The 14,124-nt window shown below is 48.8% G+C and carries 17 protein-coding genes; all 17 read left to right on the plus strand.

The window, feature by feature from the left end:
* The first annotated feature begins 14 nt into the window (after window positions 1–14).
* The 17 genes from MAMMFC1_RS11215 (at window position 15) to MAMMFC1_RS11295 (ending at window position 14,105) form a co-directional block, all read left to right on the plus strand.
* Window positions 15–1,064: a glycosyltransferase family 9 protein gene (locus tag MAMMFC1_RS11215; protein WP_126308592.1), complete on the plus strand. Its 1,050-nt coding sequence runs from the start codon at window positions 15–17 to the stop codon at window positions 1,062–1,064.
* A 9-nt stretch (window positions 1,065–1,073) separates the two neighbouring features.
* Window positions 1,074–2,048: a glycosyltransferase family 9 protein gene (locus MAMMFC1_RS11220; protein WP_126308593.1), complete on the plus strand. Its 975-nt coding sequence runs from the start codon at window positions 1,074–1,076 to the stop codon at window positions 2,046–2,048.
* Window positions 2,049–2,100: 52 nt separating this feature from the next.
* Window positions 2,101–3,150 carry a putative lipopolysaccharide heptosyltransferase III gene (rfaQ, locus tag MAMMFC1_RS11225; RefSeq protein ID WP_126308594.1) on the plus strand — a complete coding sequence of 350 codons (1,050 nt, stop codon included), beginning with the start codon at window positions 2,101–2,103 and terminating at the stop codon, window positions 3,148–3,150.
* On the plus strand, window positions 3,131–4,303 hold the full coding sequence (locus tag MAMMFC1_RS11230; protein WP_126308595.1) for a glycosyltransferase: 1,173 nt from the start codon (window positions 3,131–3,133) through the stop codon (window positions 4,301–4,303). Before rfaQ ends, MAMMFC1_RS11230 begins: the two co-directional genes overlap by 20 nt.
* A 220-nt stretch (window positions 4,304–4,523) precedes the next feature.
* Window positions 4,524–5,624 carry a lipopolysaccharide heptosyltransferase II gene (gene waaF / locus MAMMFC1_RS11235; protein ID WP_456299290.1) on the plus strand — a complete coding sequence of 367 codons (1,101 nt, stop codon included), beginning with the start codon at window positions 4,524–4,526 and terminating at the stop codon, window positions 5,622–5,624.
* A 39-nt stretch (window positions 5,625–5,663) separates the two neighbouring features.
* Window positions 5,664–6,083 (plus strand): hypothetical protein, encoded by a 420-nt coding sequence (locus MAMMFC1_RS11240; protein WP_126308596.1) that lies wholly within the window; start codon window positions 5,664–5,666, stop codon window positions 6,081–6,083.
* Window positions 6,084–6,147: 64 nt separating this feature from the next.
* Window positions 6,148–6,915, plus strand: a complete 768-nt coding sequence (locus tag MAMMFC1_RS11245; protein WP_126308597.1) for a glycosyltransferase family 2 protein — start codon at window positions 6,148–6,150, stop codon at window positions 6,913–6,915.
* 77 nt (window positions 6,916–6,992) lie between these two features.
* Window positions 6,993–7,244, plus strand: a complete 252-nt coding sequence (locus tag MAMMFC1_RS11250; protein WP_126308598.1) for an AbrB/MazE/SpoVT family DNA-binding domain-containing protein — start codon at window positions 6,993–6,995, stop codon at window positions 7,242–7,244.
* A complete protein-coding gene (locus MAMMFC1_RS11255; RefSeq protein WP_126308599.1) occupies window positions 7,234–7,560 on the plus strand; it encodes a type II toxin-antitoxin system PemK/MazF family toxin in 327 nt (108 codons plus the stop codon). Before MAMMFC1_RS11250 ends, MAMMFC1_RS11255 begins: the two co-directional genes overlap by 11 nt.
* 78 nt (window positions 7,561–7,638) lie before the next feature.
* The gene (locus MAMMFC1_RS11260; RefSeq protein ID WP_126308600.1) at window positions 7,639–8,205 is read left to right on the plus strand and encodes a D-sedoheptulose-7-phosphate isomerase; all 567 of its coding nucleotides are present in this window, start codon (window positions 7,639–7,641) and stop codon (window positions 8,203–8,205) included.
* Window positions 8,198–9,199 carry a D-glycero-beta-D-manno-heptose-7-phosphate kinase gene (gene rfaE1, locus MAMMFC1_RS11265; protein ID WP_232035422.1) on the plus strand — a complete coding sequence of 334 codons (1,002 nt, stop codon included), beginning with the start codon at window positions 8,198–8,200 and terminating at the stop codon, window positions 9,197–9,199. Before MAMMFC1_RS11260 ends, rfaE1 begins: the two co-directional genes overlap by 8 nt.
* A gap of 144 nt (window positions 9,200–9,343) precedes the next feature.
* On the plus strand, window positions 9,344–10,306 hold the full coding sequence (rfaD, locus tag MAMMFC1_RS11270; protein WP_126308601.1) for an ADP-glyceromanno-heptose 6-epimerase: 963 nt from the start codon (window positions 9,344–9,346) through the stop codon (window positions 10,304–10,306).
* Between the two features lie 108 nt (window positions 10,307–10,414).
* Window positions 10,415–10,810: a GxxExxY protein gene (locus tag MAMMFC1_RS11275; RefSeq protein ID WP_126308602.1), complete on the plus strand. Its 396-nt coding sequence runs from the start codon at window positions 10,415–10,417 to the stop codon at window positions 10,808–10,810.
* 119 nt (window positions 10,811–10,929) lie between these two features.
* Complete coding sequence (locus MAMMFC1_RS11280; RefSeq protein WP_126308603.1) at window positions 10,930–11,226, plus strand: hypothetical protein; 297 nt, start codon at window positions 10,930–10,932, stop codon at window positions 11,224–11,226.
* 138 nt (window positions 11,227–11,364) lie between these two features.
* Window positions 11,365–11,898 carry a D-glycero-alpha-D-manno-heptose-1,7-bisphosphate 7-phosphatase gene (locus MAMMFC1_RS11285; protein WP_126308604.1) on the plus strand — a complete coding sequence of 178 codons (534 nt, stop codon included), beginning with the start codon at window positions 11,365–11,367 and terminating at the stop codon, window positions 11,896–11,898.
* A gap of 150 nt (window positions 11,899–12,048) precedes the next feature.
* Window positions 12,049–13,110 (plus strand): lipopolysaccharide heptosyltransferase II, encoded by a 1,062-nt coding sequence (gene waaF, locus MAMMFC1_RS11290; RefSeq protein WP_126308605.1) that lies wholly within the window; start codon window positions 12,049–12,051, stop codon window positions 13,108–13,110.
* The gene (locus tag MAMMFC1_RS11295) at window positions 13,110–14,105 is read left to right on the plus strand and encodes a glycosyltransferase family 9 protein (protein WP_126308606.1); all 996 of its coding nucleotides are present in this window, start codon (window positions 13,110–13,112) and stop codon (window positions 14,103–14,105) included. Before waaF (MAMMFC1_RS11290) ends, MAMMFC1_RS11295 begins: the two co-directional genes overlap by 1 nt.
* The last annotated feature ends 19 nt before the right edge of the window (window positions 14,106–14,124 follow it).

Here is a 14,124-nt window from a genome sequence, read left to right on the forward strand (position 1 = left end):
TTTGAGGTGATTTCATGGCTTTCAGCAATATCCTCATCGTTAAATTAAGCGCCATCGGTGATGTGGTTCATGTCTTGCCGGTCCCCCATGCCCTGAAGCAGTGCCTGCCGCAAGCACGGGTAACCTGGGTGGTTGAGAAACCTGCCTATGATTTGCTGGCTAACAACCCTGACATTGACGAAATCATTGTCTTTGATAAAGCCCGGTATAAATCTTTGGCCGGTTTGGCTGCCAATGCGCCGGACTTCATTTCTTCCCTGCGCCGGCGTCATTTTGATCTGGCCCTGGATTTGCAGGGACTGTTTAAAAGCGCTATCATTGCCTTTTTGAGCGGGGCGAAAACCCGGCTGGTATACGAAAATACCCGGGAAGGGAGCCAGCTTTTAAGCCGGCGGATTGTAGGCGAATTTTCCCGGGGCCATGTGGTCGACCGCTATCTTGATGTGGTACGGGCCCTGGGCTGCCAGGCTGAAAACCCTGTATTTCAAATTGTGATCACCGAGGATGAAGCTAAGCGGGCCAGGGCCGTCATGGAGCATGCCGGACTAAAACCCCATATTCCTTATATCGTATTGGCCATTGGCGCCAATTGGCCCAACAAAATCTGGCCGGCTGAGCGCTTTGCGCTGCTTGCCGACCGGATTTACGATGCCGGTATGGTGCCGGTGATAGCCGGCGGACCGGGCGACAATTACCTGGTGGAACGACTGCTGCCGGCAGCGAGAATTCCGCCCGTAAACCTGGTAGGCAAAACCACTCTTAAACAGTTGGCTTACCTTATCCGGCATGCCGGCGCTTTCGCTGGCGGCGATACCGGCCCCATGCATTTGTCCGCCGCCCTGGGAACGCCGACGGTCGCCTTAATGGGTCCCACCGATGCGGTGCGGAACGGCCCGTATGGCAATGGTCATAAAGCGGTCATTGTCCGCCGCACCTGCGCCGGCTGCTGGCAGCGCCAATGCCCGCAGCATGAGGACTGTCTGGCTGAAATCAGCGTTGACGAAGTGCTGGCGGCGATAAAACAGATTATGATCAGGAAATTTTATCCCAGCAATGCTGACTAGAGGTGGCAGATGAAAAAAATCCTATTTCTCAATGGCAACGGCCTTGGGGATGTAATCTTATCAACGCCGATAATAAAAGGCGCCAGGGAGATATTTCCCGACAGTTATTTTGCTTTTTTGGTGAGGCCCGAGTGGCAGTCTTTGGTAGCGGGACTACCGTTCATTAATGAAGTTATTGCCTATCAGAAAGGTGACAGCGTCTGGCCGGTGGTAAAAAAGATATGGAAATATGACATGGCTCTCTGCCTGGATTTTAAGTATAGAAGCGCCGTATTGCCCTTCCTGGCCCGGATACCAATCCGGGCAGGAATGAAGCACAAGCGCGGACTGTTCCTTACCCATCCTGTTGAGCGTGATGCCAACGAGGCTGATATATATGAACCTTATAATTTTGCCAACATACTGGAGCGGGCCATCGGCTTAAAAATTCCGGGCGACTTAACGCAACTGCATGTAGCGCCGGTTCAAGAGAGTATAAAAGCCAAAGTAGACTCTTTATTTACTTGTCTGGGTAATAAACCAATGATCGCCATAGCTCCTTACAGCTCGCGCGTCAACAAAGACTGGCCCATATATAAGTATAGCCAGCTGGTTTCGCGGCTGAAAAGTGAATTTGACTGCAATGTAATTATGCTTAGCGATCCCAAGGACGCCGGCCGTGAGAAAATAAACGGCGCTATCGATTGGACCGGCCAAACCGGTTTGCTGGAGATGAGTGAAATAATCCGCCGCTCAAATTTATTTATCGGTCCTTGCAGCGGCCCGGTGCATATTGCGGCAGCAGTTAAAACGCCGATCGTCGCCATGTATTGCTCGACTTCTCCCGCGCAGTGGGCGCCGAAGAACAACACTGCCGTGATATTTCATAAAGTAGATTGTTCTCCCTGCGATAGAAAACCCTGTAACTGTACGGTATTCCCCTGCCTGGATTCTATCGGCGTGGAAGAAGTGTACGAAGCTTGTAAGGCCAAAATGAGACATTAAATTGAATGATATTTTTATAATTTTTATACAATTATTCTTAGGAGTTTTAACTATGGTTTTTTCCATTACGAAAATACTCATCATCAATCTGGCCTTTATCGGCGATGTCCTGCTCTCTACGCCGGTGGCGCGGGCCCTTAGGGAAAAGTATCCGGCCGCGCAGATCGATATGCTGGTGATCCCCCTGACAGAGCCTATCGCCAGCGGTAACCCCTATGTTGACAAGGTCATCGTCTACGACAAGCGGGGTAAACATAAAAAAATCGGTGAACTCTGGAAACTTATCGCTGCTGTCCGGCGGGAAAAATACGACCTGGCGGTATGTACCAACTTCGCATCCCGGGGCGCCATTCTGGCCTGGGCTGCCGGCATCCGCAAACGGGCCGGCTATGATGCCCAGCATGCCGGCTGGTTCCTGACCGATACCGCCCCGGCGAAACATACAGCCCTGCGGCATGAAGCAGAGAATTATCTTGATGTGTTAAAACCATTGGGAATTTCCACCGGTGATACCAGCCTGGCCTTAACGGTCCGCAGCCAGGACGCGCAATCGCTAAGGGAGAAAATTCAGCGGGATTGGCGCAAGCCGCTGGTTCTTATCTGTCCTAGCGGCAGTTATGATAAGAAAAGTTGGCTGACTGAAGGTTATGCGGCATTGATTGAAAGCATTGTTCCGTTGGCCGACTGCTATTTGATCGGTGGTAAAGCCGAGCAGGCGAAGCTGGACGCAATAAACGCCCGCGCCGGGAACCAAGCGGTTGTGCTTGCCGGTACCCTCACTCTCGGGGAGTTGGCGGCTTTAATTTCGGTGGCTGAACTGCTTATCACGGTAGATACCGGGCCGATGCACATAGCCTGTGCTGTCGGTACACCGGTGGCAGCATTTTTCGGCCCTACGGACCCGCGCATTTGGGGTCCCAGAGGAGACCGTGACATTATTTTTCAGACCGCTGTTGACTGTTTCCCCTGCTGGGGCAGGAAAGAATGCAGCCATCACCGCTGCATGCGGGACATCAAGCAGGAGGAAGTAATCGTTGCTGTGTCAGGCATGCTTAACAGCATCCGCCATAAGGAGCAAAAATATGAAAATAGCCATTTTTGAATCCATAATCACCCCTGGCGGTCATGAGGTGGATTTTGACCGGATACTTGTGGAAGAGCTGAAAGTTTTGGGCCATGAAGTTGTCTTTTACGTTCCCGACAACTTTACTTTCAACTTTGACTACGGCGTGCCGGCACAGGGGTTGCCGGGGAAAGCAGTATCCTATACCGGCGTCCGGGGCGTACACAAAATCTTGTTTTCCGCTAAACGGGAAATTAACCGCCAGCGCTGGTATCGCGCCGTCTATGAACGGATAGCGCAGGGAGAAGCGGACGCCGTTGTTGTGCCGACTTCCACCTATCGATACCTAAGGGCGTTAAATATAAATGTATTAAAAAAATCTCCCGTTCCCGTCATTTTTATTTTGCATGGGATTAACCCCGGCGAGGCGCCCAAGTTTTTCGCGGCTGTAGAAAAATTGCAAGACTTTCCTAATATTAAATGCGCCGTAATTTCCTTCGGCGATACTTTATACGGCCGGACGTTTGCCAACGTGACCTGCATGAATCCGCCCGCTTATCTGCCAAGAGATATTGGCGGAAAAAACATGGAACCGCCGGCCGCTGACATTGACCGGAACATGCCGCTTAAACTGGGCTTTTTCGGCCAATACCGGCGAGAGAAAAAGCTGGACGCTTTCCTCGACGCCTTTCTCAGCCGGGAATACAAAAGACCGGTCCGTCTCCTGGTGCAGGGGGCTACCATGAATCCTGACGATGCCGACGATTTCCAGCGAATCATCAGCAAGTACGGCGGACACAGCCATATTGAATTTTTGCACAAGGGCTTGTTCGGCAAGGAGTGGCAGCAGGCAATTGCCGGCGTTGACATACTTTTGATGCCCTATTCCGCCGCCCGGTATCGATATCACTGGGGGGGCATGCTGTTCACCGCTATTGGCTATAAAAAGCCTGTTGTCGTAAGTGACGAAATCAACCCCGAGGTTACCGCCAATTACCGTATCGGCATGACCTATGCAAGCGGTGACCCGGCGGCGCTACAGCACACCATCGAACAATTCATCAACACTTACGACGATAATGCCGCCACTTACCGGCAAGAGCTTGACAGAGCATACCGTGATTTTCATCCCAGCCTGTTCGCCTCCCGCATTGCAATGATTGCTCAACTTAAAGGCGGGAACTGCTTATAAACCGTCATCTGCGTCGTTGCTCCTGTGGTCCTCACTACAGCGTACAACCAGTACGCTTTCGTTCCGGTCCTCGTCGCGCCTCCGGTCTGACTATGATAGTTCGAACTTGTAATTAGCAAATATCATTGCAATAAGTTTTTTTCATATGCAACGGTATCTAACGATTTCTAAGCAGTTCGAGGCAATTCTTTGACTGATTAAATAGCGAATTCTAGGAGTGATTTCCCTGTACGCCAAGATCCTTGTTATAAACTTGATGCATATTGGTGACCTTTTGCTGGTTACGCCCGTACTGCGCACGCTGCGGACAAATTATCCCCAGGCTCATATTGCCCTATTGGCGGATGCCAAGTTAGCCGATTTGGTAAAATATAATCAAAATATTAATGAACTGATTGCCATCGATAAAAAAGGCTATCACAACAAATTAGGCAATTATCTAAGGGCTGTCCAGGATATCCGCCGGCAGAAATTCGACTTGGTTATCAATTTGCACGCCAATGAGCGGGCCTCCTTTATTGCCGCATTCAGCGGCGCAAAAAAAATTGTCGGTTACTCAACCTTCGGTCTCGGCTGGTTGTTTCACCGTATGATGAAAAACCGGAAAGCCGTCAAGCACCAGGTGGAGTCCCATTTTGACGTGCTGAAGGAATTCGTCGGTATCGACCGGACCGACGACCGCGGCATCGAAATGTGGCTTGACGCAGCAGCGGAAAATGCGGCCGCTAAAATATGGCAGGAGGCCTTTGGTTCACAGCAACTGGCAAGAATTGTCGGTCTCAATATCGGCGCCAGCTGGCCTACCAAGCGCTGGCGCAATGAATATTACGCCGAGCTGGCCGACCGGCTGCTGGATATGGGTTACGGCATTGCCTACTTTGGCGGACCCATGGATGTGGAGCTGGTCGAAGAAACCATTGGCCTGATGCGAAACAAAAATCATCCGCTGGTTAAAGTTTTTACCGGTAAAGTATCCCTGCAGGTGTTGGCCGCTCTCTTAAAGAAGTGTGCCGTACTGGTTACCAACGACTCCGGGCCCATGCACGTCGCCGTGGCCATGGATGTGCCGCTGGTCACCATGTTTGGCTCTTCGCCGGTACCAGGATTTTATCCCTATAATAATATCAGTATTTTAATCAAGACACCGGTTGACTGCCACCCCTGCGGCGAACATCACTGCGACACTCACGAGTGCATGAAATTGATCTCTGTCGACACAGTAATGAAATATACAATCGAATTACTGGAAAAGTACGGGGACAGGCAAGGCGCCCTGCCCAGGAAAATGGGGGATTTCTATCCTAGAATTATAGAGTTGTAAAGGCATAACCACAAAGAAAGGCCAGAAAGGATGATTATCATGACTAACGAAGAGTTCCAAAAACAAGTACTTGATCAACTTGGCAAGATCAGCACACGATTGGACAGGATGGATACCCGGTTAGACAGCATGGATACCCGGTTGGACGCTGTGGACAACCGGCTGGACAGCATGGATACCCGATTAGACGCTATAGATAGCCGGTTAGACACTGTGGACAACCGATTGGACAACCTTGAAGGCCAGCAAACGGAAAACAATCGTTTTATTCAAGTCCTTCTCCACCGCACTGAAGAACTTGACGCTAAATTCGACGGTTTACTTCATACTACCGCTACCAAAGAAGCTCTTAACCGCCTGGAAGTTAAGATTGACCGTATAGCAGGCGACGTATCTTTCCTCGCTCGTAAATCGTTCGAACACGCTGATGATATTCGAGAGTTAAAACGCGCAAGGTGAAGCGAGATGAAATGAATGCATATTATCTCTGCGGTAAAATTCACACAGAGAGGTGGGGAGCCGCATGACACTGACAGTTTTAATACTGGCGAAAAATGAAGAGAAAAATATCCGGGAGTGCATCGAAAGCGCCAAATTCGCCGATGAAATTATTGTTATTGATGATTTTAGCACCGACGACACCAAGGCGATTGCGGAAAGCCTGGGGGCCAAAGTATACCAGCGGGCCATGAACGGCGACTGGGGGGCGCAACAAACTTACGCCATTCAACTGGCCCGGACGGAATGGATTTTTTTCCTTGATGCCGACGAGCGGATTCCCCCGGCATTGGCGGTTGAAATCCGGAATGCGGTTAAGCTTAATGAGAAATATACCTATAAAGTATCCCGGCTCAATCATATTATGGGACAAGCGCTGCGCCACGGCGGGTGGTATCCTGATTTCGGCATTCATCTTTTGCCCCGGGAAGGAAGTTATGTCGAGGGTTTTGTGCATCCCCGGATTCATCATAACTATCCTGAGAAACAGTTAAAGAATCATATGCTTCATTACCCATATACCAGTTGGGAGCATTACTTCAACAAGCTGAACCTCTACACCCGGCTGGCGGCCGAAAAGAACCGAAAAAACGGCAAGAAAGCCAACTTTTTCTTCGACATCATGATTAGACCGCATGTGGCGTTTTTCAAAATGTATATCCTGAAAGCCGGGTGGCGCGACGGCAAAGTCGGCTTCATCCTGGCTTCGTTTCACTACTGTTATACAATGGCGAAATATGTAAAGTTGTACTACTTGCAGAAGACCAATAAAGACAATTATTCACCTTTATAATTTTCTACCTTGCATATTCTCTCTTTTTTTTGGTATAATGTAATTACAAAGTAATAACAGTGGGAGGTTAAACAATCATGCAAGCGGATATTGTGAAAATCGGTAATTCCAGGGGAATAAGGCTTCCGGCCACGATACTTAAACAATGTGGCATAGGTTCTAAAGTGGAACTGGAAATCAAAGATAACAAGATTATTTTAAAGCCGGTTAAAACGCCACGGCAAGGGTGGGCCGCAGCATTTAAACGAATGAATCAAAATGATGACGATATTTTACTAATCCCTGATGATGTTGATGCCGACCTATTAGAGGAATGGAATGAAAATTGACCAATATTCCGTGTACTGGGTGGATTTAAACCCCACCCGAGGCGCGGAGATGAATAAGACAAGACCCTGTGTAGTTATCTCTCCACTGGAGATGAACACTTATTTGCGAACCATCATAATTGCACCGGTAACGAGGCGGGGCAGGGAGGGATACCCTACTCGTATAAAATTGGCTGTGAATGATGTATCAGGCTGGATTGTATTAGACCAAATCCGGGCTATAGATAAAACTAGACTCTGTGAAAAAATAGGGAATCTAACCAACGGCGAAATAGCAGAGGCAAAAAATATTATCAAGGAAATGCTGGTTGACTAAGACTACGCTTTTAATTTAATGTATATGGCGACAAGTAAGTAGATAACAAAATAACAAAAAAAATAAGGGTGCATTGCTATGTTAGTTGAGAAAATTATGCAGGATCATGTTATTGTGGTCGAGAAAACTAGGAAAGAATGTCTGGCCGATATTGAAACATTTGCCGGCCTTTGCAAAAAGGCTGTTTTGGCGGGAAGAACGGTTTTTTTCTGCGGCAATGGCGGGAGCGCCGCCGACAGCCAGCATTTGGCCGCCGAGTTTGTCGGCCGTTTCCAGAGAGAACGGCGGGCGTTGCCGGCTGTTGCCTTAACCACGGATACGTCAATTTTGACTGCTGTCGCCAATGACTATGGCTATGAATTGGTATTTGCGCGGCAGGTGGAAGCACTGGCCCGCCCGGGCGACGTGGTGGTGGGAATCAGTACGTCGGGCAGCAGCCCGAACGTTGTTGCCGCCATTGAACGGGCCAAAGCCGCCGGCGCCGCCGCCGTCGGCATGACCGGCGAAACAGGCGGCAAACTGGCCGACCTGTGTGACGTATGCATCAAAGTGCCGTCTAACGTAACTGCCCGGATACAGGAAGCCCACATTCTGGTGGGACACATTATTTGTGAAATGATCGACGAGGTGCCGGCCGGTGTTTGACAATTATGCTTTGGCGGCGGAGTTTTTGGCCAGCCGGGTAAAAGATTGCCAGGTATTGGTCGTCGGTGATGTCATGCTGGACAGGTATTATTTTGGCGAGGTGAAACGGATTTCGCCGGAAGCGCCTGTTCCCGTAACCCGGGTGCTGAGTGAGAAGGAAGTGCTGGGCGGGGCAGCCAACGTAGTGCGCAATTTGGCGCTGCTGGGCTGCCGGGTATTACTGGCGGGAATGACCGGCCAGGACAACAACCGCAATCGCATGACCAAGCTGCTGGCGGATATCGGGGTTGAGGCTGACGGCCTCATTACCGGCAACCGGCCTACCACCACCAAGCTGCGGGTAATCGGCGGGCATCAGCAAATGCTGCGGCTTGATTTTGAAGATACCAGACCGGTTTCCCCGTCAGCGGTAAAAAAGCTGTGTCAGTATGTAGAGCAATCGATCCAAGCCGGGGTTGCCGCTATTATCATATCCGATTATGGGAAAGGCCTCTGTACTCCCGCTCTCTGCCAATGTGTCATCCAAGCCGCCAACCGGCATAAGATTCCGATAATTGTTGATCCTAAAGGTGACAATTGGTTGAAATACAGCGAAGCATACCTTTTAACACCCAATCTGAAAGAAATTAGTGAAGCTGTCCGGCGACCGGTCACCAATAGCGACAAAGCGGTAAAGCTGGCGGCGGATAAAGTGCGCCGGCGGTTCAAATTGTCGGGGGTTGTGGTGACCCGCTCGGAAAAAGGGTTGACTCTTATTGATGATGCCAGAGAAGTTCACATCCCGACACGGGCCCAGGAAGTATTTGATGTATCCGGCGCCGGTGACACGGTTATAGCTGTTTTGGGCGCCGCCCTGGCCGGCGGCCTCGACCTGGCTGATGCCGCTCAACTGGCTAATCTCGCCGCCGGCGTGGTAGTGGCCAAACTGGGAACGTATGCCATTAGCCGGGAAGAACTTGTGGAAGCTTTCGAGAGTTTTGTTAAGAGAGAATAGGGGACGAAACCGCAGAGACACCCTCTGCGCTCTCTGCGCCTCTGCGGTAAAACGTTCTCTTCATTCCTTGCGATGCCAATAGATGTCAATATATTAGCACAAAATCTTCACGTTAATAATAAAATTCTAAGGGGGCTTATACCCATGATCATCGTTACCGGCGGCGCCGGTTTTATCGGCAGCAACCTGGTCCGCGGTTTAAATGAGAAGGGCCGGGAAGATATACTTATCGTAGATAACCTGACCAACGGCGAAAAGTGCAAAAACATGAATGCCTTGAAGTTTAACGACTATATCGATAAGGAAACATTTAAACAGGCTGTAATTGACGGCTATTACGATGAAGCGGATATTAACGCCGTATTCCATATCGGCGCCTGCTCGGATACTATGGAATACAACGGCCGGTACATGATGGACAATAACTATGAGTACAGCAAAGCGTTGCTGCACTTTTGCCTGGATCACCATGTTCCGTTTATTTATGCGTCCTCAGCCTCCGTTTATGGCAATGGCCGCAATGGTTTTAAGGAAAGTCCGGAATGTGAAGGAGCCCTCAATGTCTATGCGTTTTCCAAGATGCAATTTGACCGCTATGTCAGCCGCATTTTACCTCATGCTAAAAGTCAGGTCGTCGGCTTACGCTATTTTAATGTTTACGGACCGCAGGAAATGCATAAAGGCCGCATGGCATCCATCGTTTACCAGTTATACAACCAATTGGCTAAAGACGGCGCCATTCGCTTATTTGAAGGCACCGACGGTTATGGCAACGGGGAGCAAAGGCGCGACTTTATCTATGTAAAAGACGTTGTTAAGGTCAACCTTTATTTCTGGCAAAAACCGAAACAGAGCGGCATATTCAACTGCGGAACCGGCCAGGCCCACACCTTCAATGCCGTTGCCGAAAGCGTAATCAGGGCCAAAGGACACGGCAAGATCGAATATATTCCCTTCCCTGAAACCCTGCAAGGCAAGTACCAAAGTTTTACCGAGGCGGACCCGTCCAAACTGCTGGCTGCCGGTTATAACGGGGGATTTCACACCTTAGAGGACGCAGTTAAGGATTATTGCCAATATCTCGATGAAAAAGGGGGATATCTGTAATAACGGAAGATTCGATCAATAGATTCGATTACCACAGAGACACAGAGGACCACAGAGGAAATCATAGTAATAACTAGGACCCGATGGTGATGATGAGAGATGATGAGAATGGATAAAGGTCATTCAAATGATGATATGGTTCATTTAACAGAAAAGATTATCGGGGCAGCAATAGAAGTTCATAGAGTACTAGGGCCGGGTTATGCAGAAAGTGTATATGAAGAAGCTATGGCAACGGAGCTTACACTGAAGGATATTCCATTTGAAAGACAGAAGAAAATTAGATTGAATTATAAAGGACATGTAGTTGGGGAAGGTCGACTAGATCTATTTGTTGACAATAAGGTAATTGTTGAACTTAAGGCAATCGACTGTATTTCCGCAATTCATACGGCTCAATTGTTATCATATTTAAAAATGATAAATATGTCCCTTGGCCTATTAATAAATTTCAATGTAAGTACTCTAAGACAAGGCATTAAACGAGTAATTTTATCAAAATAAATTTTGCTTTTCTCTGTGTTCCTCTGTGTCCTCCGCGCCTCTGCGGTAAACCGTTCCCCGAATCTTATTCCATATAGTGCTGGATGACTTAAATCTAACAGCAAAGCGAGGTGAAACCATTGAGTGTGATATTACTCCCCGAATCTGTTCGCGCCAAACTTGGCGATGCAGCCGATGATTTTATTAAACTGCTCAACGAAGTGGCCGATGCCCGTACAGAGCAACAACGCATTACCGAATTTAAATTAAGTCAAGCGACTGACCTCGCCAAAGAGTTTACCGGTGTCAGAAAAGAAATAGCAGACGTTAGGGTTGAGATTAAAGAAACTAAGAGTGAAATAATTAAATGGATGTTTATATTCTGGATAGGTCAATTAGTGGCCATCTTTGGATTTTTGAAGTTTTTTGGAAAGTGAGGTAAAGTATGAGCGAAGAACGCTTTGACCGCCTTGAAAAAATGATGGAGCAGCTTATCCGTATAGTAGGAAGCCCCTACCTCTAAGCGTTAGCGTAGGTGGTGGGAGTATGTCACATCTTTCTGTTAGGAGTTACACATGACGCAAAAAAAGCCCGCAGTCTTTTTCGACCGGGATGGAGTACTCAATATTGACCACGGCTACGTTCACCGCCGGGAGGATTTTGCGTGGATGCCCGGGGCGATTGAAGCCGTCAAGTGGTGCAAAGATAACGGGTGGTTGGTTTTTGTCATCACAAATCAGTCCGGTGTTGCCCGGGGCTTTTATACCGAGCAGCATGTAAGGGATCTGCATGCCTGTATGAACCGGGAACTTAAACAGCACGGTACCGCCATCGACGCTTTCTACTATTGCCCGCATCACATTAGCGGAGTAGTGGAAGAATACTGCGTCAGCTGCAACTGTCGCAAACCTGGACCGGGGATGATTCAACAGGCAATCGAAGAGTGGCCGGTGGACGCCGGACGGTCGATCCTGATCGGGGACAAAGCATCGGATGTTGCGGCGGCTCAGGCGGCAGGCATTCAGGGATATCTGTTTCCAGGCGGGAACCTACTAAAGTTTGTTAAAGCAATAATAACTAGTCAGCTTAAAGTAGGGAAATGCTTATAAACCGCCATCTGCGTCGTTACTCCTGTGGTCCTCGCTCCGACGTACAGCCAGTACGCCTCCGCTCCGGTCCTCGTCGCGCCTAGCATCTGACGATTTCTAAGCATTTCGTGAGAATCTATGTTCGAGTAAATACAAGTGAGGGTTTCGTTTATGACTCAGTATAAAAATATTCAGTACAAAAACATATTGGTGCATTCCTTGGTCAATATCGGCGATGTTTTACTTTCCACCAGTGCCGTCGCTTTGCTCAAGAAGACCTATCCCCAGGCGAAAGTCACAATGATGGTGCGTCCGGTGGCGGCGGGTCTTATCCGGAATAATCCGGTTGTTGATAATGTAATAGTTTACGACTATAAGGCAAAGCACAAATCTGTCGCCAGCATGCTGAAAATGGCCGGAACGCTGCGCGAGCAGAAATTTGACCTGGCAGTCTCCTTTGACCGCAAGCTTCGGCCGGCGCTCCTGACCTGGCTGGCAGGCATACCTGTGCGGGTAGGCCCGGACAGGGTCTTTGGCGATAAACCCAGTCATGTGACGAAACTGTTCACCCATACGGTAAAGATACCTCACGATATCGTCAATACGCTGCAGGCTGAAACCTACCAGGCAATTGTCCGGGGTTTTTCCGGCGCCACCGGCTCATGTAAACCGGTGATGGCCAAGATTATGCCGGCGAACGAAAAGAAAGCCCGGGAACTGTTTGCCACATTGCCGCTGAGAAAAAATAAGATCGCGCTGTGCGTGAAGGGTACTTTTCCTTTAAAAACCTGGCCCAAGGAACGCTTTGCCGAAGTTATTGACCGGCTGTTCTGGAAAATCGACGCCGCTTTTTTCATCGTCGGCGCGCCGGAAGATAAAGACTATGCCGCTGAGGTCATTGCGCTTGCCAAGACGCCTGTGGCCAATTTTTGCGGCAGGACGGAACTGGGAGATTTGGCGGCAGTATTAAAACAAACGGACTTGTTTATTACGGTTGACACTGGAGCAACGCATATTGGGGCAACTCAAGACGTGCCTATGGTGGTCATTTATGGATGTACGTCCCCTAAACGCTGGCATCCCTTAAGTGACAATACAGTGGTGCTTACAACTGATGAAGCATGTTGTCCTTGCGCTGTGTCGGCTGACCAATGCCCGGAGCATCAATGTATGAATGGAATCAGTGTTAACAGGGTGCTGGAAAAAATATACGAACTTACCGAAGAAAGATAATGAAAATAAATAAACCGGTGAAAAAAGTATTTGTAGCGCAAAGAGCTAGTTTAGGCGATACATTGTTATCAACTCCGACGTTACGCGCGATTAAGGAGAAATATCCGGAGAGCCGGACGATTTTTCTGGCTTCTCCTTCGGCTCGAGATATACTAGAAGGTCACCCGTATGTAGATGAGCTTATTGTCTATGAAAAAGGAGACAGGGTATTTCCAATAATAAAAAAGATATGGCGCTCTGATTTCGCTTTAATATTGGATTATCACTACCGGTCCAGTTTATTTTCCTGGTTGGCAAGAATACCTGTCCGGATAGGCCGAAGCCCGCTGAATAAGTCTTTTCTTACCCATCAAGTGTTAGGTACGCCAAGTTCTGATGTTTATGAAGCCGAAAATACGTTGGCAGTTGCCAGATATGCCGGAATTGACACTATGAACTACAAGCTGGTCATGGCGCCACTCAAAGCCTTGGAACAAGAAAAGGCAGACCGGTTACTACGGACCGCGGGTATTGATATTGAGAAAGACAAGCTTGTTGTACTAGCGCCATATTCGCTATCGGATCTAAAGGATTGGCCGGAAGAAAACTACCGGCAAGTTATCGGATTCTTAAAGAAGCATGGCTACAAGCCTGTCCTTGTCGGTGGCAAAGAACACCGGAGCAGAGCGTCTGGATTTAGAGGAGTCTATAACTTTGTTGGCGATACAAACATCAGGGAAACCGCTTATTTAATTAGTTTAGCTGAACTGGTCATTTGCGGCTGTACGTCAGTCCTGCATTTTGCCGCAACTACAAGTACTAAGGCGGTCGCCATCTATGGCCCGACCACGCCGGTGCAGTGGGCACCCCGCCAAGGATGTACGCCGATCAGCAAATTTTTAGATTGTTCACCCTGCTATAATACCGGCAGAGAATGTGAACGCGACAAATTATGTGTCCGTTTAGTGACTGCTGAAGAAGTAATGCGCGAGGTAAGTCAGATTCTAAAGCTTTAAAATAGTTGGATGGAGAAGA

This window comes from Methylomusa anaerophila (assembly GCF_003966895.1).
Lineage (GTDB): Bacteria > Bacillota > Negativicutes > Sporomusales > Sporomusaceae > Methylomusa > Methylomusa anaerophila.